The following is an 18,804-nucleotide window of genomic DNA, read 5'->3' as shown; positions in this document are numbered from 1 at the left end:
ATTAAGGAGTGGTTATGTCGCTTGCTATTATATACAGCCGCGCACGCTACGCCTTGGCAGCCCCCTTAGTTACGGTAGAAGTGCACTTAAGCAATGGCTTACCGGCATTTCAACTCGTTGGCTTACCCGAAACCTCGGTAAAAGAAGCACGCGATCGGGTACGTAGCGCGTTATTAAATAGCGGCTTCACCTTTCCGGATAAGCGGATCACCGTTAACTTGGCGCCGGCCGATTTACCCAAAGAGGGCGGCCGCTTTGATCTTGCCATTGCACTCGGCATTATTGTAGCGTCAGGCCAATTACCTGAAAAATGCACCGATCCCTATGAGTTTTGTGGCGAGCTCGCATTATCAGGCGAAATTAGGCCAGTATTAGGCGAGATCCCATTAGCCATCGCGTGCCGTGATGCCGATCGCTCAGCCATTTTGCCTATGCAAAACGCCCAGCAAGCCAGTTTAATCAGCGATGCCCGCGTACATGGTGCGACCCATTTACTGCAAGTACACAGTTTTTTACTGGCACAACAACCTCTCCCCGCTATTCCGCCATTGCCGGTGCAACCGACCTCAGTGCAAGCCGATCTGGCGGATGTTAGAGGTCAGCAACAAGCGAAGCGCGTATTAGAAATTGCCGCGGCTGGCGAACACAATATGCTCATGTTTGGCCCTGCGGGAACAGGAAAATCCATGTTGGCGCAACGCTTGGCGGGTATTTTACCGCCACTCACGGAACAAGAAGCGCTGGCCACGGCAGCAATCTACTCGATTGCAGGTCAACCACGTGATCAACTAACCTGGCGACAGCGGCCTTATCGAGCGCCCCATCATACGGCATCCGCCGTGGCGTTGGTGGGCGGAGGCTCTGTACCTAGGCCAGGTGAAATATCGCTCGCCCATCATGGCATTCTGTTTTTAGATGAACTGACTGAATTCCCACGTAAAGTTTTAGATGTACTGCGAGAGCCCCTTGAAACATCGATGATTCATGTGTCTCGCGCGGCACGACAAGCCGAGTTTCCTGCCCAATTTCAACTTATTAGCGCCCTAAATCCCAGCCCCACAGGCCATCACGAAGATGGTCGTGCTAGCCACGAACAAATCTTACGCTATCTTAATAGGCTATCAGGGCCTTTTTTAGAACGAATTGAACTGCAAATTGAAGTGCCGTTATTACCCGCGGGAACACTGAGCAGCGAACAGAAAGAAGAGAGTAGTGAACAGGTAAAACAAAGGGTGATGGCCGCCCGAGCCACGATGATTGAACGGCAGGGCAAAGCGAATGCCAGGCTAAACGGACGTGAAATAACAGCGCATTGCGCACTTACGCCTGCAGATAACCAGTTTTTAGAAGAGACGTTACAGCGCTTTAAGCTCTCTGCCCGTACCTTTCATAAGCTGTTAAAAGTGGCCAGAACCATCGCCGACTTGCAACAAAGCCCAACGATAGCTCGACCACATTTATTAGAAGCCCTTAATTACCGAGCATTGGAACGCTTAATCCAATACCTACAACAATAATCCTAACGTAAACGCCAGTTCAGTGTTTGCCCACCAAAAAACGGCACAATAGGCTGATTTGTTGGCAACATAATTTCAGTGGGTACCTGCCAACTTTCGCGCACTAAGGTAATAGTACCGCTATTACGAGGTAATCCGTAAAAATCTGCGCCGTAATGGCTGGCAAAGCCTTCAAGCTTTTCTAAGCATCCCAGTTCATCAAAAACTTGTGCATAAAGCTCAATTGCACTGTGCGCGCTATAACATCCAGCACAACCACACGCAGATTCTTTACGATGTTTTTCATGCGGGGCTGAATCAGTCCCTAAAAAGAACTTAGGCGATCCGCTCGCTACGGCTGCTCGCAAGGCTTCCTGATGAGTACGACGTTTTAACACCGGCAAACAATAATTGTGTGGCCGTACCCCGCCCACCAGTAAATCGTTACGGTTTAATAAAAGGTGTTGCGGCGTAATAGTTGCTGCCACATTGGCGGATGCCTCTGCTACAAAGCTCGCCGCATCGGCCGTGGTAATGTGCTCAAAAACCACTTTTAACTGGGGTAAACGGGCCACAATATGCTGTAAATAGCGATCAATAAACACTTTTTCCCGATCAAAGATATCGATATCGTGATCGGTAACTTCGCCATGGATCAGCAGCAACATGCCCGCCTCAGCCATCGCTTCAAACACCGGATATAACGCCTCTAGCGCCGCAACCCCCGAGCTTGAATTGGTTGTCGCACCCGCAGGATACAATTTAGCGGCAACCACGCCGACGGCTTTTGCTGCCTGAATATCTGCCTTGCTGGTCTTATCCGTTAAATACAACGTAACTAGGGGCTCAAAATCACTGCCAACGGGCCGAGCAGCTAAAATCCGCTCACGGTATGCCACGGCTTGCTCTGCGGTCGTAACAGGCGGTACTAAGTTGGGCATAACAATAGCACGGCGGAAAACTCGAGCCGTCGCGGGCACCGTTTCTAATAGCATCTCGCCATCACGAAAGTGCAAATGCCAATCATCAGGGGTTTGTAGGGTCAAAGTTGTCATAACAGGCTCCAGTGGTTGCACAGCGGCAAGGCAAAAACGCGGGAAGAAACCTTTTACCACTCGCTTTATTGCCAAGCAACATTACAAAACGTTACTGACAAAACGCAGTGAAGTAAAAATGCCATTATGATAACAGGGAAGCCAAGCCTTATGAATGCGCCATAGCGATTTTAGTTTGCCCCGCTACTTCACCTGCAACTTCACCCTTGAGTTTACCCTCGAGTTTACGTTTAGGAGACTATTGTCTGCAGGCGCACTCTGCTAAACTTACGAATCTACTAACGCTACCATGTGGAGCAGCCATTATGTCTGACTTTGATTTTGATTTAGATCACCTCGATTTTTCTGCTGCAGAAGACTCCGTCGCTAGCCAACAAGCCGCCGCAGAGTTAGCCGCCAGCGAGCCGCAATTTGGTGACGATGACGATGAATGCAGCGGCGGTGCCTGTAAAATTTAACGCTTATTGTTGGCGTTGCCGATAGCGTCGCGCCAATTGTGCCAACACAATAAGTAAAGCGCCGGTTAGCATCAATAACGAGAACGGCAAGGCCGTTCCCGTGTAAAACACTCCCAGTAACGGACCCGCTAAAGCGCCAACGCCAAAGCGTAGCGTCCCAATAACCGCAGTCGCCGTACCGGTGTGATCAGGAAATTTCATCAATATCATCGCATCCGCATTAGTGGCCACCAAGCCTAAGCTCGCCATTAAAGGCGCAATGGTAAATACGGTGAACCATAAGCCTAATTCGAAATAGCTAAAAGTACTCAATAACGTAGCGCAGACTACCGCCAAGACAAGCCCGGCATTAAGCATAAACTGAGGCCCTTTGCGGGTAACCAATCGGCTATTCAAGAAATTTGCCAAAATCAAGGCCGACACATTAAGCCCAAACAACAGCGCAAACAGTTGTTCGCTGACACCGTAATAGCTGATATACACAAAGGACACGGCCGTTAAAAACGTAAAAAAACTAAAGGATGCAAACATCGAGGTGGCGATATGTGGCCAAGCCGCTTTATTAGCAAATACTTGCTGATAACCACTAAAAAAGGCTGGTTTAACCACTGAGGTATCACGCGGCACCTCTGGCATAAAGCGCCAACTTAACAACAACACAATTAATGCATAACCGGCTAAAACATCAAAAATAACTTGCCAGTGTCCAATATACATAATGCCACTGCCCACCGCCGGAGCAATTAACGGCGCTAACATCATGATCATCGACACATACGACATCCCTTTTGCCGTATGCTGCTGATACAAATGTCTTACGATACCGGGGATCACAACCGTTGCTGCGGCACCACAAAACGCTTGGGCTGCCCGCCAAAACAAAAAGCCCTCTATGCTATTCACTATACTTAACAGCACACTGCTAATTAAAAAGCCAATTAAACCAGCCAAGGCCAAAGGACGACGTCCTAACATATCGGCTAACGGGCCAAATAGCAGCATACCCACCGCATAGGCCGCTAAATAGATGCTGAGCGATTGCTGCACTAATGCCATGGTGGTGTCTAAATCGCTCACCATAATTTGCATTGCCGGCAAATACATATCTATGGCCAAAGGGGTGATGGCAATCACCGCAGCCAGCAATGCAATCAGCGACAAGGAGGGGCGGTTTTCCTGCATCAGTAAGGTCTCTTTAGCGGGCAAAATAAACTAAAATAGGTACATGTGTAGTGTATCACAAAACAAATCAACAAAATTGCAGGCTTTAGATGGTAAAAAAGCCTGGACTACGGTAAAAACATATCATTATGAATTAGGGCGTTTTGACTGTAGTGGATATTACGATGAAAAAGAACAAAATAATTACCACAGATGATATTTTACTGACGCTTTGCCGTTCTGTAGAGCGCGTTCTTGCGGCCGCAGGTAACCCCGGCGTTACCAATTCCAAAATGGTCCAAAAAATTCAAAAAACCTGTTTAAGGCCAGACCTCGGCTGTTTTGTATTATTTGATGGCGGATTTTCTGGCTTAGTTATTATTAACTTTACCGCCCCTGCCGCGATGGAAATTTATCGGCGCTACCTATTAAGCATGGGGATGCCCGAATCGGAACTGGCGGCATTCCATACCTCTGATGAAGTGGGCAATGTGATGGGCGAGCTGATGAACCAAATTGTCGGCGACTTTACCGGACAAGTGCGCTTAGAATTACAAACCAGTATTAATCAAAGCCAACCTAAGATGATGGCGATTAATAAACAAGTGCAAATTTTAATCAACACGCAATTGGACCAACCGCAAGCGCGGCGCGTAACCTTTAATACTCCAGACCATAATATTTTTTACATGGAACTGGCCATGGATAAAACCGAATTTATTAAACTGCAAGATTTTGAAATACCTGAGCAAGACAACCCAGATGACATTTTGGCTGAAGCCAAAAACCAGCAAGCGAATGCACAGGTTGCTAACAGCGCGGTGGATGACGATTTTTTAAGTGAACTGGGCTTTTAACACCCATTCATTTCGTTAAGCGAATCTTTGGTGCTTTTTTAGAGACGCACCAGTACAATTTATTTATGCTACCGAATCACATTGTTAATGTCGCAGCACTGCTGGTTGTAACAAATAAGAGTATTTATGAAAGAAAAAGCTACCTCTTTTGATATTGCTTATATGGCAGGCGTTTCGCAATCTACGGTGTCGCGAGCCTTACGTGACAGCCCGCAGGTGAATAAAGAAACGCGCGAAAAAGTGCAGGCGATTGCCCGACAGCTAAATTACAAGGTTGATAAAAACGCCAGTAACTTGCGTAAACAACGCAGCAGTACGCTGGCATTGCTGTTGTTTGAAGATCCTACCACCGACGAATCTCTAATTAATCCGTTTTTTTTATCAATGCTAGGGAGCATCACTCGGGCGTGCGCCAAAAGCGGACAAGATTTGCTGGTATCGTTTCAGCAACTCAGCAATGATTGGCATGCCGATTATGAAGACAGTAAAAAAGCAGACGGCATCATTTTATTAGGGTATGGCGATTACGTCGATTACGAAGAAAAACTCGCCAAACTGCTGGCACAACAAACCCATTTTGTCTGCTGGGGAGCCGATGTTCTAGGGCATCCTGAATTCACCATTCGCAGCAATAACTGGCTCGGCGGGCATTTAGCCGGCGAGCATCTCTTAAAAACGGGCCATCGTAATTTTGTCTTTATCGGTAATGCCTCAGAGGGCAGTCCCGAGTTTAGTGCACGCTATAAAGGCTTTATTGACGCCTTGGTAGCAGCCGATATTCAAGCACAACAGGTGCCGCACTTTGACGCCATTTCTACTGAAAGTGCCGGAGACATCGCCACTGAACAGCTTCTGTCAAGCAAACACGCAGTAGATGCCATTTTTTGCGCCAGCGATTTAATCGCCATTGGCGTAATGCGCTGTTTAAAACGGCGTGGCATTCGGGTACCTGAAGAAATTGCCGTCATGGGGTTTGATGATATCCCTGCCGCATCTTTCGCTTCCCCTGGGCTCAGTACCATTCAGCAAGATACCAGTAAAGCAGGTGAGTTGTTGGTCAACAATTTACTAAAATTGATCAATAATCAACCGATCACAGATACCTTTATTGAACCTAAATTAGTTATTCGTCAGTCCTGTGGCGCCACACAAACCTAAGCAACGTTTCAGTCGACAACGCATCCTACACCACATCGCGCTGGGCTAGCTGCTCAAGCGCTTCGCGTAACGTAGCGTAAAACGTTAAATAACCCGGCTCAGGCTTTACCCCCGCTTTTGCTAAGGTTTTCAGTGGCTGAAACTGCACATCAGCGATAAGTAGCTCGACCTGTTGCTTACGGCAACTGGCGCGTAATTTTTCTAGCGCCGCTAACCCGCCAGCATCCAGTAACGGGACTCCATCCATATACAACACCACTCCACGCTGCCCCACACTGAGTAACGCAATTTCAGCAAAAATGCGATCTGCCGCTGCAAAAAATAACGGACCGCTAATTTTTAATACCTTCCAGCCGTTTGGTAGTGGGTGTTCGATTTGTTTGCGGTTGGCTGAAATGTCGGTCACTTTAGTCATGGCCGCAATATCTTTCATAAACAGCATAGTAGCGAGTAAAATACCGGCGGTAATAGCAATCACCATATCAAATACCACGGTCAATAACAGACACACCAGAAAGACCAGTACATCGCTCCGTGGTGCAGTTTTTAACAAATGCAGCGCTTTAGGCGCTTCGCTCATTCCCCAGGCCACCATCACCAATAAGGCTGCCAGCGCCGCCATGGGAATGTACGCTAAAACTGGCGTAAGAAATAATAAAGCCAGTAACACTACTACAGCATGCACCATTGCTGAAATAGGCGATTGCGCCCCGGCATTATAATTGGCCGACGAACGCGCCAGTGCGGCAGTGGCCGTGATCCCGCCAAAAAAGGGGGTAATAATATTGCCAATACCCTGCCCGAGTAATTCACTGTTCGCGCTATGTCGCCGCCCACTGGTGTTATCCAGTACCACAGCACACAGCAGCGATTCAATGGCCCCCAACATCGCGATGGCAAACGCCGCTGCCAGTAAATCTTTAGCGAGCTGCCAACTAAAACTCAACGCAATGCCATCAGGTCCAGGCCGATTCCAAGGCCAATCAAAATAAGGTAAGTAGGGCGGTATTCCCACGGCAGTACTCCCATCTGCAGCGGTATAACTAAACCGTGACGCAACGGTGGGTAACTCGGCACCGAATTGCAGTAATAACACCCCCAATAAGGTACCGATAAACAGCGCAGGTAAATGCGGCGGAATAGGGGTTTTAAGGGCGCGCCAGCCAATCATCACCGCTAAAGTGACTAACGCCACCACTAAACTCGGCCAAGCGGTTTGCGGTAACGTCTGAGTTAACAACCAAAGTTTATCGCCAAAATGCTCTGGTAAAGCGGTAAGCGGTAAACCTAAGAAATCCTTTACCTGCAAAATCACAATAACAATAGCAATACCTGAGGTAAAGCCCAGGGTGACCGATTCAGGGATATACTCAATTAACCGCCCGAGTCGAAACAGCGCCATCGCCACCAGCATAACCCCAGCCAATACCGAAGCCAGCAGCAAGCCACTTAAGCCGTATTTAACGGCAATGGGATAAAGGATCACCACAAAGGCGGCAGTAGGGCCAGAGATACTAAACCGTGAGCCTCCGGTCAGCGCAATCACAAAACCAGCAATAATGGCGGTATAGAGCCCATATTGCGGCGGCACACCAGAGGCAATCGCCAGCGCCATTGCCAGCGGAATGGCAATAATGCCCACTGTCACACCAGCGAGAAGATCTTTTAAGAGCGTTTGACGGCCATAGCCCTCAGCAACGCTTTCACGCAGGGCATGCCCAATACGTAATGAAAATAAATAGGCGCGATGAGACATAACAGCATCTGCTAATTATGTTACGTAAGAATAAATTTAGTCTAGTGCCCACAAGGATTTAGCGCTATGCGCTTTTAGTCTGATGCCTAAAAAACCTAATATCAGTTGACTATGATCCTATACAGAAGATTAAAAAACCTGTATTGCTGCAGTGTGCTGGACCAGAATTTGTCGCGGTTTAACACAAAACATTTTACTTGCTTTGTAGCAGGACCAAGCAAGATCTTAAGGGGTTGGAAATATTCGATTTTTCAAAATAGAGCATTTGCTAATTTTGTTTAGCAAACCTTTAGTTTCAGTTATCGTGTGCCTGCGCAAAAATTTTATTATGCTAATCTTACCTGTATGCATTATCTTAAGAAACACACTTTTCACTATCTTATTAAATTTACCCTCTAAAAGAGAATAAACAATTAAATTCAATAGCTTGAATAGTAAAAGAGGTTAAGTATGAAGGGTATCATCTTTAATATTCTTGAAGATATGGTGGTTGAAAAACTAGGTATGGCTGCTTGGAATAGTTTATTAGAAAAAAATGCGCCGCAAGGTAGAGTTTATGTGTCAGCTAAAAACTATGACGATAGTGAACTCTTTAGTTTAGCTCAGGCTGTTGGAGATACATTACAACTCCCTCTTGCTGACGTGGTAAAAGCTTTTGGCCATTATTTATTTCAAGGGTTGGTTGAGCGGCATCAGAGTGTTGTCCAGCGATTTGCAAGCTTCGACGCTTTGGTATTGGGTATCCATGATGTGATCCATGTTGAGGTTAACAAACTTTATGTTGATCCCTCTCTGCCAACGATATCCTGCGAGAAAACGTCAGATAACACCATAAAAATGTTTTATCATTCACCACGGCAACTCTGTTTGTGCGCAGAAGGATTGCTTTATGGTGCTGCAGATTATTACAAAATTCCCATTACTATTCAGCATACGCAATGCATGCATCTAGGTGCGGAGCAATGTGAATTGATTATTGAGCAACGGCATGACTGAGCAGTTTGGTCCTTATTATGACGCGTATTTGCGAGAAAAAAAGGCAAGGCGCGAGATAGAGCAGCTTCTCGAGGATAGTACCCGACAGCTCTATGAAAAAAATCAATTACTTGAGCAACAGCTTGCTCAAATTAAGTCACAACAAAATACGCTACTACAACATGAAAAACTGAGTACTCTAGGCACACTTGCTGCAGGTTTAGCGCATGAAATCAACAATCCTCTTGCATTTATAATCAGTAATTTAAATACGCTGTCTTACTATACAAATGAACTTATAAGCACGTGTGGCGACAAAGCCAATCCAAGCATTGTACACGATACATATGAAATAGTAGACGAAATGACAAAGGGTTCACTTAGGATAAAAGACATAGTCGGTAATTTACTTTTTTTTAGTCAAAATGAAACAGACCATCCGCAGCAGATTAATCTAACAAAAGCGATCGAGCTTGCTATTATTATGCTTAAAGCCGAATTATCCGGCATAAACGTGCAGCTAGATATCGCAGCAGAACACGAAGTGTTTTTTAATCCTAGCGAGCTGAGTGTAGTACTGGTTAATCTCATACTTAATGCTATTGAAGCATGCGAAAAAAATGAAGATGAGCCGCTTTTAAAAATTAAATCACACCTAGCAAATAAGCATTTGCATATTATGTTTATTGATAATGGCTGCGGAATGAGTGACGAAACACAGCAAAAAATTTTCCATCCTTTTTTTACCACTAAGACAGTTGGACAAGGCACTGGCATGGGTTTGCCAATGACCCTAAAAATGACAACCAAACATAACGGTGACATCCAAGTAACGTCAATACTTGGCCAAGGAACCACGGTTACCTTAATACTTCCAATACCGTGAAACTCAATTCTTTATTGACACTATATTTAATTGAGGATCTGCCACTGATGGAATACACAGCAATAAAAAACCCACAGGACAACGATGCCGTGTGGGTTTTCTCATAAACAAAATTGTTAATTGCTGCTTTGTAACACCGCTAAACCATAAGGTGCTAACTGACTTGCATTAAGTTCAAAACCCCAACTGGCGTTTAGCTTAGTATCCAATGTGGCACTAATATCCTGTGAATGCGCACTGAGGTTTAACACAAAGCGGGTGCGGCTGCCGTTTAGCTCGCGATCAATTTGTAGCAGTCCAGCGGCCGGTTCAGTAACCTGATAGCTGCCGGCAAGTTTTAGCTCGGGACGCTGCTTTTTCTGGGCAATCAAGAACTGATATAACCGCCATAGTGAATCGGGCTGCGCTTGTTGCTCGGCGACGGTGTTACCACCTGCGCTTAATTGTTGCTGTAAAAAGCCTGGCCACCAATTATCGAACTGCACGGTAAAGAGCTCTTTTTGCTCTACCCAACTCAGGGGCGCGGCAGTAAAGCCCGCTTGCGTTTCAGTATTCCACAGCATCGGCGCGCGCTTGTACACGTCATGACCACTTTGTGCTTGCGTTAAGCCAATTTCTTCACCGTAATAAATATACTTGGTGCCCGGTGAGCTAAAGAGCATTGCTGCAGCGAGTTTAGACTTTTGCAGCACCGTCGCGCGCGCATCGGCAAATTGAAAGGCAACGCGATCTTGATCATGATTGGTTAAGAACGGGCTAAAGAAAGCCAAGGGCGCTGAAGAATCCAAGCGGCGCTGCAGGTTTTCTTGTAACGGATGTAACTCGCCACTTTGTGTACCGCTACCCTGTATGTCACTCATGGTACCAAACTGCGCCGCATTACCCGCACCTTGCTTAAGCTGACCAATAATTTTATAGCCTATTTCAAAGTCAAATCCTTGATCAAGCCCTTTACCCTCTCCCCAGTATTTCGCCGCGACCGGAATGTCCACCCACGCCTCCCCCACTAAGTAAGCTTCGGTGTTAACGCTTTTCACATAGGCATTAAAGTCGCGCCAGTAATCGATCGTCTCTGGTAAATCGGCCTGACCGTCGGGGCCACTTTCCATGACAAAGCGTACGGCATCTAAACGGAAACCCGCTACGCCTTTATCCAACCAGAACTTAGCCATTTTTTTCATTTCGGCAATCACATCCGGGTGTTCTAAATTCAGATCCGGCTGTGTGGCGCCAAAGGCCGCGTAATAATATTCGCCACGGCGTTCGTCAAAATGCCATACCGCTTCGGGGTTATCATTGGTATCCCAAGCATGGCCCCAGCCCTCGCCTTTGGCCGGTAAATCTTTGCGCCAGACAAAGTAATCTTTATAGGGCGCTACGCCCTCGGCTGATTTGCGAAACCATTCATGCTCGCGCGAGATATGGTTAATCACCAAATCTAATATCACCTTCATCCCTTTGGCATCCGCAGCCTTTATAAAGGCTTCAAACTCCGCCATGCTGCCGTAATCACTTTCTACCTGATAAAACTCGGTAAAGTCGTAACCGTGATACGACGGCGCTTCAAACATTGGCGTTAACCAAATGGCATCTACACCTAACTCTTGTAAATAGGGTAATTTGGCCGTCATGCCGTTAAAATCACCATGGCCATTACCGGTGGTATCGTAAAAGCTACGTGGCCATATTTGATAAAATACCGCATCGTCCCACCAGGGGGCTTGTTGAGTGGCAGTGGCATTAGCAGCAGAAACGGCTGGTTCTGCCGCAGCAGAGGCTTGCTGTGGTGCCGGTTTACAGGCCGTTAAAGCCAGTGCAATAGCGATGGCCGTGAGTGACGTTTTAAACATTAAGGTATCCTTATTTCTCTTGTTGCAGCGCTGTATCTTAGGCTGCTGCGTTGTCGGTTTTTACCCGCAACACATAAAGTGCCGCAATAACATAACTTACGCCGCCAATCGCCAGCGCATAAATTGCCTGCCCCTGAAACAGGTAGCCGACTAAACTGCCTAAAATGGCCGCGGCCAGTAACTGTGGCAGAACAATAAAAATGTTAAACATCCCCATGTACACGCCCATTTTATTGGCTGGCAGGCAGTTAGATAACAACGCGTAAGGCAGTGATAGAATTGAGGCCCAGGCAATACCAATGGCAATCATCGGCAGCCACAGCAGTGTTGGATCTTTAATCAGGAAGAATGAAAATAAGCCCAGTGCGCCAAACAGCAGGTTAATACAGTGGGCTTTTTGCGTACTGGTCGCCTTGACTAATAACGGGATCAGCAATGCGGCAATCGCCGCAAAACCATTGTAAACCGCAAAGAGTACGCCCACCCAATCTGCGCCATTATTGTACGCCACAGACGTGGTGTCGGTAGTGTCATAGTGATAGCTGGTCACCGCCGCGGTGGTGTAGATCCACATGGCAAACAAAGGAAACCATGAGAAAAACTGCACAACCGCCAATTGACGCATGGTTTTAGGCATGGTGAAAAGATCGTCGGTTAATTGCACTAACATATTGCGATTTTGCTGCTGTTTAAACCAGCTGGCAGCCCATTGCAATAAACCAAAGGCGGCAATTAACGCCCCTAATAAGTACAGTTGTTTATCTAATTGCCAGAAGCCCACCGCCGCAAAAGCGACCACGCCAATCACCACCGCCGCCGCACCACTGCGCCAATAGTTATCGGCCGGAGTGGCAATGGCTGGGCTAGGATGCGCCGCTTGCTCTGCCGCATCAAAGGCGGCTAATTGCTCTGGACTGTATTCTTTGCTAGAAATAATGGTCCAACCCACGGCTAAAAACAGCACCACACCCCCGGCATAAAACGAGTACACCACTGAATCAGGTATTAAGCCTTCTGCTGCCGTATTAGACACACCAAACCAATTGGTCATCATCCAAGGTAAGGCTGAGGCCACGACCGCGCCGACACCAATAAAGAACGATTGCATGGCAAAGCCGGTTGGCCGCTGTGTTTTATTTAAGTTATCGCCCACAAAGGCACGGAAGGGTTCCATGGTCACGTTAATGGCGGCATCTAAAATCCATAACATGCCCGCGGCAATCCACAAGGTAGGCGAGTTGGGCATAATCACTAGGGCGGCCGTGGTAGCTAACGCACCGTATAAAAAGAACGGCCGGCGACGGCCTAATTTTGTCCAGGTTTTGTCACTAAAGTGACCAATAATAGGCTGCACCAACAAGCCGGTGAGCGGCGCGGCAATCCATAAGATTGGGATTTGATCCATATCAGCGCCAAGGGTTTGGAAAATTCGGCTCACGTTGCCATTTTGCAGGGCAAAGCCAAACTGAATACCAAAAAATCCAAAGCACATATTCCAAATCTGCCAGAAGCTAAGGTTTGGCTTAGTTTGCATAGTTATCGTCTCTATTGCGTTATTATTGTTGCTACCGGCTACCGATGCGTTGCACCACTAGCGGGTAGAGTTACCCTAAACCTGTAACCAGCAAAGCAATCCATTATAGGGATTTTGCCTTACCGTGCCGCATCATAGCCGCACCATTACGTTGTTTGGGTAGTTACCTGTCAGCTTGTTAGATACCGCCATTTTGGTGCAAGAACAAGATGAATACGTATTCAGCCACAACAAAATGCCCTATCGCGTTACGAACCCGCCTGCGTGCACACCGTCATAAAATGCCGAGCTAAAGCAGAATGGTATTTTTGTTTATGCCAAACCAAATGTAACTGGCGACTAAATACGTCGGGTAACGCCAGTTTAACCAAGCGGCCTTGCGCGAGCCGTGCCGCCGCCGCATGGGCAGAAATAAAGGTTAGCCCAAGTCCTGCCTCTACAGCTGCCATCACCGCTTCTAACGCATTCAGCTCGGTAATAGGCCCCAGAGTTGCTAACTTTGGCGCTAAATGCTGATGAAACTGAGCACGGCTACCCGATTGGGCTTCGCGCAACACCCAAGGCTGCTGTGCTAACATGGCATAATCAATATCATGCTGCATCGCCAGCGGATGCGAGGGCCACGCCACCAAAATCATTTCATCCGTTAGCCATGGACGGGTGATCAGCTCCGAAAAAGGGTTATCACCCTCAATCAGGGCGAGATCTAACTCAAAGTGCCGTAGCTGCTGACAAAGGCTGTAGGTATTTTCAATACTGACTTGAATGTGGCCGGGCGGTAAGGCCGTTAAAAGCGGCGGCAGTAAATAGTTGCCTATAGTATGGCTTGCCCCCAAGCGCAATTGCCCTTGCAATTGGTTTTGCGTAAACAACTGCTCAATGTCGGCAATGCGGCTGAGTACTTCATCCGCTAACGGCTGCAATATTTTACCTTGCGCATTTAAGGCTAAGCGGGGATGCACCCGATCAAATAACGGTGCCGTTAACTGCGTTTCCAGTTCCGACAAGGCTTGCGATACGGCCGCTTTACTGAGAAAAAGCTCAGCTGCGGCCGCTGTTAAATTGCCATGTTTGGCAATGCTACTAAACACCTGCAATTTCTTTGTGCTAATCATGTTCGGTTTATCCTAACGCTTAGTTAAAAACGTTCAGATATCCTAATTCAATTGTGCGCGCTATGCTAGGCCATCTTGTCGTTTTCTGCCGTGATCGTGTAATAAAGAGGAAGAGATTCATGCCAACGATTTTACAGCGTAGCCAACATATTCCCTCGCCCTTAGCGGCATTGGCGTTAGGGCTGGCCAGCTTAGGCTGGTGCTTAGATACCGCACTGCAGTTGGACGGCATGGTACAGCGTGCTAGCGCACTGCTGGCATGTGGCTTGGTTGCCCTCGTTGTACTTAAGTTTTGCGTTAATCCGCATGTCTTACGGCAAGAACTCGCCCACCCTATTTTGGGCAGTGTGCTGCCGACACTCGCCATGGCACTAATGATCGTTTCAGTTGCCCTACCCGCGTCCATCGCGTTACCACTGTGGTGTGGCGCTGTACTGGTGCATAGCAGTTTATTTGTAGCGTTTTTAAGGTATCGCTTGCCCAACCTGCAATTAAGCCAGCTCATTCCGGGGTGGTTTGTGCCACCTATCGGCATTGTCACGGCGGTGGCCACCAGCCCTGACGCTATATCACCCCAGGTTATTGCGAGCCTCTTTTGGTTTGGTTTCATCGCATATCTACTTATGCTGCCCATCATGCTGTACCGTTTACGCTATGGTGGTCAGTTACCTGCGGCAGCCAAACCTAGCTTCGCCATTTTGGCCGCACCTGCCAGCTTATGTCTAACCGGCTATCTAAGCTTTGCCATAAATCCAAGTGCGTGGTTGGTATTACCGCTGTTATTACTGGCATTGCTAATGACAGCTATTATCTATGTCGCGTTGCCAAGCTTGTTACGCTTACCTTTTACGCCCGCTTTCGCGGCATACACCTTTCCTTTAGTGATTGGCGCAACGGCACTGTTTAAGGCAAGCGCGGTGTTGCAGCAGTGGCAATGGTCACAATTCGCCACAATGGTTTATTGGCTAGCCTATGTTGAACTGCTTATTGCCACGCTCGTTTGCAGTTATGTCGCGTATCGTTTTGTCCTTTTCACGGTTATAGCCCCGCAAAGACAAAAGGTTTTGCCGGTTTAAATTGCGCTAGCGCATCGCCTGCGTAGGTTTGGTGTTGCGCTAACGCTAACTTACGTACTGGCTGCCCCGCGGCAAAGTTCACCTTGCGAATATCTACCCAAAAGGTGTTGGGCGTCAGCGCTGTTTCAAAATAATAGGTTAAGTGTTTTTGATCCGACACGGTACGCCAGCGGGTTGACGAAATATTGGGTTCAGCGTCTGACGAAATGCCAAAAGGCACAGACGCATTACGGATCACGCTAAATACGCTGGCTACCGCCAGCTTAGGATCACTGGTTTGCGGAATCGCATTTAAGTAAAACGATGCCCGTACAAAGCGATCTGCCGCTCTGTTAGTACCCGGCAACATGGTGGTGCCACCAATTTCTTTCCAATATTCGTTAATCGCCAATTGTTTTTCAAAAATGGGCGAATTGGTCATGACGGTATAATCGGGGCTGTGGTGAATCACTAATTTACCGTCAATGTATTCAAAAACGGCGTTATCGCCCGTGGCATCGGAGATAGCCAAATGCAAGGTAGCAAATTTACTGGTACCTGGAATATCGGCCGACACGATCACGAAGGGAGCCTGTTGCATTACCGCGACAGCCTCGGCCACCGTAGCAAAGTTGTCCAACATATATTGCACCCACGCCGCAATACTTAACCCCGGTTGACTGCCGTCATATTCAGGATAGCGCGACTCGACTAGCCACAGTAAGTTCGCAACCAAGCCTTTTTCGTTCATCCCATCGGCACTGGCAATATCAAAGGAGCTGGCAACAACACTGCCGTATTTTGAAGTCCAGCTTACCGAATTGGCGCCCGCTTCGCCTGAGCGTTGCATACCACGGGGAAATAACCATAAATTAGCGGGAATTTCGTCTTTCCAATCCATTGAGCGCGCGGTAATCACCGTGTGCTCAGGCCCCTTATACACCGCACGCGTGCACGCTGAGGCGGGGACAGTGATGTGTGTCATCAATATTGACGCCAGCAATAGCGATAGTCGACATTTCATTGTTGCTTCCTTACGTTAGCCAGTTATTGCGTTAATACCTTATACGCTTTTCTGGTATTTTGGCACAAAAAGTAATGAGTGAAGCGCGCACTTTTTGTTATGGTGACACTCTCTTTAGCAGGTGGTGGATAACAAGGCAAGGTATGGCAGTTGAATGGATTATGGCGTTTTTAGCGCTAGGCGTATTTGCGGGTTTTATGGCAGGCCTGTTGGGTATTGGCGGCGGCGGCATTATGGTGCCCATGCTCACCACTATTTTTCTAGCGATGGGCTTAGCCCCCGACTATGTAGTGCATTTAGCCTTGGGCACTTCAATGGCATCCATTGTGATGACCTCCATTTCCAGTATGCGGGCACACCATGCTAAAGGTGGCGTGTTATGGCCTACCGTAAAAGCCATGGCACCAGGCGTTATTCTTGGCACTTTTGCTGCTACGTTTTTAGCCGCCCATATCAGTGGGCAACACTTAGCCATCTTTTTTGCGGTGTTTATGGGGTATGTGGCTTTAAATATGTTACGGCCTAAAACGGCAGTAAGCACCGAGGCGAAAACAATAGGTAAGGGCGAACTTGCCGCTGTTGGCAGTGGTATTGGCGCAGTGTCTGCGTTGGTATCTATTGGTGGCGGCTCATTAACTGTGCCCTATCTCAGCTGGCGGGGTATGCCACTAAAACAGGCTATAGGCACCTCTGCCGCCGTAGGTCTACCCATTTCATTCGCTGGTGCACTAGGCTATTTGTTGCATAGCCAGCCGGGGGTAGACTTACCTTATGCTGTGGGTATGGTTTACCTGCCGGGGGTACTGTTGATGTCCATCGCCAGTTTTACTACCGCGCCGTTCGGGGCATCACTGGCGCATAAACTGCCGGTAGCAACGCTCAAAAAGGTGTTCGCCGTATTATTGCTACTGTTAAGCACTAAAATGCTGCTGTCGGTAATGTGACTATTGAGTGCGGAATAACCTCTGCTTGAGATTCGCCTTATAATTCATCTTGACAAGCCTACCTGAATTTATTCTACTCAACCAGAATAACTAAATCAGTGTTACTTAGGCAGGGCAAAATGAAAACCATATTTTTATGGGCGATAACGGTGGCGCTGGCCGGATTTTTATTCGGCTTTGATACTGCGGTAATCTCCGGTGCAGATTTACCTATTCAGCAGCTGTGGCAAACGGATCCGTTATTCCATGGTATCTTTATCATGTCGTCGGCTCTATGGGGCACGGTAATTGGCGCGCTTTTTGGCAGCGTGCCCTGCGACAGGTTTGGCCGCAAACTTACGCTTATTGCCATTGGTGTGCTTTACATTGTGTCAGCGTTGGGTTCAGCCTTAGCTGCAGATCCTTATACCTTTTCTCTTATGCGCTTTATTGGCGGCTTAGGTGTTGGCGTGTCTTCGATCGCCGTACCAGCATATCTTGCAGAGATTGCACCGGCAAAGCATCGTGGCCGTTTGGTTGCCTTATACCAGTTCCAGATTGTATTCGGTATTTTAGTTGCTTTTTTCAGTAACTATCTGCTTTCCGGTATCACCAATGAAGATTGGCGCTGGATGCTCGGTGTTGAGATTATACCGGCTATGGTATTTTTATTTCTGGTCGTGCGGGTAGCAGAAAGTCCTCGCTGGTTAATACTGCATAAAAAAGACGAAATCGCGGCAAGAGCAGTATTTGAAAAATTACAAGAACCTGACATAGACAAGGTTATCGCTGACATTAAACGCACTGTACCGCCACAACAAAAATCGAGCCTGCTATCGAGGCAATATCGTTTACCGGTGATGCTGGCGTTTTTAGTCGCTTTTTTTAACCAATTGTCTGGCATTAATTTTATTATTTATTTTGCCCCCAGAATCTTTTCCTTAGCGGGGTTGGATAGCGATGTTGCTTTACTCTCATCTGCAGGTGTTGGAGTGATTAACCTTATTTTTACCATGTTAGGGCTATATCTGATTGATAAAGCAGGCAGGCGCTTGCTTATGCTGATTGGCTCTGTAGGTTATCTCGTATCGTTATCTGTGGTGGTTTACGCCTTTTACGCTGATATCGGGGGTATGGCAGTCGTCTTCTTTGTGTTCTTGTTTATAGCTGCACATGCCGTTGGCCAGGGCGCAGTAATTTGGGTGTTTATATCTGAAGTATTTCCTAATGCAGTTCGAGCAAAAGGACAATCGCTGGGTGCCAGTACCCACTGGGTATTTGCCGCTTTAATTACTTTGCTAATGCCGTTTTTCCTAAGTGTATTTAGCCCTGCCAGCATCTTTATGTTCTTTGCTTTTATGATGTTACTACAACTGTTTTTTGTATTATTTATAATGCCAGAGACTAAGGGGCATACTTTGGAATCGCTTTCGGTAGCTATGCAAGAAAACTCAAACGTCGCCACGGCTAAGTAAAGACCGGCAGCATAGTATACTGGGCA

The 18,804-nt window shown here is 47.3% G+C and carries 16 protein-coding genes; 9 read left to right on the top strand and 7 right to left on the bottom strand.

Annotation, left to right across the window (positions count from 1 at the left end):
* Positions 1–14 precede the first annotated feature (14 nt).
* Positions 15–1,517, top strand: coding sequence for a YifB family Mg chelatase-like AAA ATPase (locus tag IE070_RS08400; protein ID WP_189482395.1), 1,503 nt, complete (start codon positions 15–17; stop codon positions 1,515–1,517).
* A gap of 2 nt (positions 1,518–1,519) precedes the next feature.
* On the opposite strand, the gene pyrC is transcribed toward IE070_RS08400, so the two are convergent.
* The gene (pyrC, locus tag IE070_RS08395) at positions 1,520–2,551 is read right to left on the bottom strand and encodes a dihydroorotase (RefSeq protein WP_189482393.1); all 1,032 of its coding nucleotides are present in this window, start codon (positions 2,549–2,551) and stop codon (positions 1,520–1,522) included.
* Positions 2,552–2,856: 305 nt separating this feature from the next.
* Here pyrC and IE070_RS08390 point away from each other — a divergent pair, with 305 nt between their 5' ends.
* Positions 2,857–3,009: a hypothetical protein gene (locus IE070_RS08390; RefSeq protein WP_189482391.1), complete on the top strand. Its 153-nt coding sequence runs from the start codon at positions 2,857–2,859 to the stop codon at positions 3,007–3,009.
* 3 nt (positions 3,010–3,012) lie between these two features.
* Here IE070_RS08390 and IE070_RS08385 read toward each other — a convergent pair whose 3' ends face one another.
* A complete protein-coding gene (locus IE070_RS08385; RefSeq protein ID WP_189482389.1) occupies positions 3,013–4,191 on the bottom strand; it encodes a multidrug effflux MFS transporter in 1,179 nt (392 codons plus the stop codon).
* A 164-nt stretch (positions 4,192–4,355) separates the two neighbouring features.
* On the opposite strand from IE070_RS08385, the gene IE070_RS08380 reads away from it, so the two are divergent.
* Complete coding sequence (locus IE070_RS08380; protein WP_189482387.1) at positions 4,356–5,027, top strand: DUF3334 family protein; 672 nt, start codon at positions 4,356–4,358, stop codon at positions 5,025–5,027.
* A 126-nt stretch (positions 5,028–5,153) separates the two neighbouring features.
* Entirely contained in the window at positions 5,154–6,185 is a 1,032-nt protein-coding gene (locus IE070_RS08375) for a LacI family DNA-binding transcriptional regulator (RefSeq protein WP_189482385.1), read from the top strand.
* A 25-nt stretch (positions 6,186–6,210) separates the two neighbouring features.
* Here IE070_RS08375 and dauA read toward each other — a convergent pair whose 3' ends face one another.
* Positions 6,211–7,941 carry a C4-dicarboxylic acid transporter DauA gene (gene dauA / locus IE070_RS08370; protein WP_189482383.1) on the bottom strand — a complete coding sequence of 577 codons (1,731 nt, stop codon included), beginning with the start codon at positions 7,939–7,941 and terminating at the stop codon, positions 6,211–6,213.
* A gap of 450 nt (positions 7,942–8,391) precedes the next feature.
* Between dauA and IE070_RS08365 the strand changes: the two genes are divergently transcribed.
* Positions 8,392–8,937 carry a heme NO-binding domain-containing protein gene (locus tag IE070_RS08365; protein WP_189482373.1) on the top strand — a complete coding sequence of 182 codons (546 nt, stop codon included), beginning with the start codon at positions 8,392–8,394 and terminating at the stop codon, positions 8,935–8,937.
* Positions 8,930–9,802: a sensor histidine kinase gene (locus tag IE070_RS08360; protein ID WP_189482371.1), complete on the top strand. Its 873-nt coding sequence runs from the start codon at positions 8,930–8,932 to the stop codon at positions 9,800–9,802. The genes IE070_RS08365 and IE070_RS08360 overlap by 8 nt, the downstream gene beginning before the upstream one ends.
* Positions 9,803–9,918: 116 nt before the next feature.
* Here IE070_RS08360 and IE070_RS08355 read toward each other — a convergent pair whose 3' ends face one another.
* The 3 genes from IE070_RS08355 to IE070_RS08345 all read right to left on the bottom strand — a co-directional run bounded on the left by IE070_RS08355 (position 9,919) and on the right by IE070_RS08345 (position 14,301).
* Positions 9,919–11,652, bottom strand: coding sequence for an alpha-amylase family glycosyl hydrolase (locus IE070_RS08355; RefSeq protein ID WP_189482369.1), 1,734 nt, complete (start codon positions 11,650–11,652; stop codon positions 9,919–9,921).
* Positions 11,653–11,689: 37 nt separating this feature from the next.
* On the bottom strand, positions 11,690–13,186 hold the full coding sequence (locus IE070_RS08350; RefSeq protein ID WP_189482366.1) for an MFS transporter: 1,497 nt from the start codon (positions 13,184–13,186) through the stop codon (positions 11,690–11,692).
* 248 nt (positions 13,187–13,434) lie between these two features.
* Complete coding sequence (locus IE070_RS08345) at positions 13,435–14,301, bottom strand: LysR substrate-binding domain-containing protein (RefSeq protein ID WP_189482365.1); 867 nt, start codon at positions 14,299–14,301, stop codon at positions 13,435–13,437.
* Positions 14,302–14,420: 119 nt separating this feature from the next.
* Here IE070_RS08345 and IE070_RS08340 point away from each other — a divergent pair, with 119 nt between their 5' ends.
* Positions 14,421–15,377, top strand: coding sequence for a TDT family transporter (locus IE070_RS08340; protein WP_189482363.1), 957 nt, complete (start codon positions 14,421–14,423; stop codon positions 15,375–15,377).
* Here IE070_RS08340 and IE070_RS08335 read toward each other — a convergent pair.
* Entirely contained in the window at positions 15,340–16,380 is a 1,041-nt protein-coding gene (locus IE070_RS08335) for a linear amide C-N hydrolase (protein WP_189482361.1), read from the bottom strand. The two genes, IE070_RS08340 and IE070_RS08335, sit on opposite strands and share 38 nt — an antisense overlap.
* A 143-nt stretch (positions 16,381–16,523) precedes the next feature.
* Between IE070_RS08335 and IE070_RS08330 the strand changes: the two genes are divergently transcribed.
* Both IE070_RS08330 and IE070_RS08325 read left to right on the top strand, forming a co-directional pair.
* Complete coding sequence (locus IE070_RS08330; protein ID WP_189482359.1) at positions 16,524–17,324, top strand: sulfite exporter TauE/SafE family protein; 801 nt, start codon at positions 16,524–16,526, stop codon at positions 17,322–17,324.
* Between the two features lie 119 nt (positions 17,325–17,443).
* On the top strand, positions 17,444–18,778 hold the full coding sequence (locus IE070_RS08325) for a sugar porter family MFS transporter (RefSeq protein WP_189482358.1): 1,335 nt from the start codon (positions 17,444–17,446) through the stop codon (positions 18,776–18,778).
* Positions 18,779–18,804 lie beyond the last annotated feature (26 nt).

This window comes from Alishewanella tabrizica (assembly GCF_014652375.1).
GTDB classification, from domain to species: Bacteria; Pseudomonadota; Gammaproteobacteria; order Enterobacterales; family Alteromonadaceae; genus Alishewanella; species Alishewanella tabrizica.
This window is presented reverse-complemented; position numbering and strand designations above follow the sequence as displayed.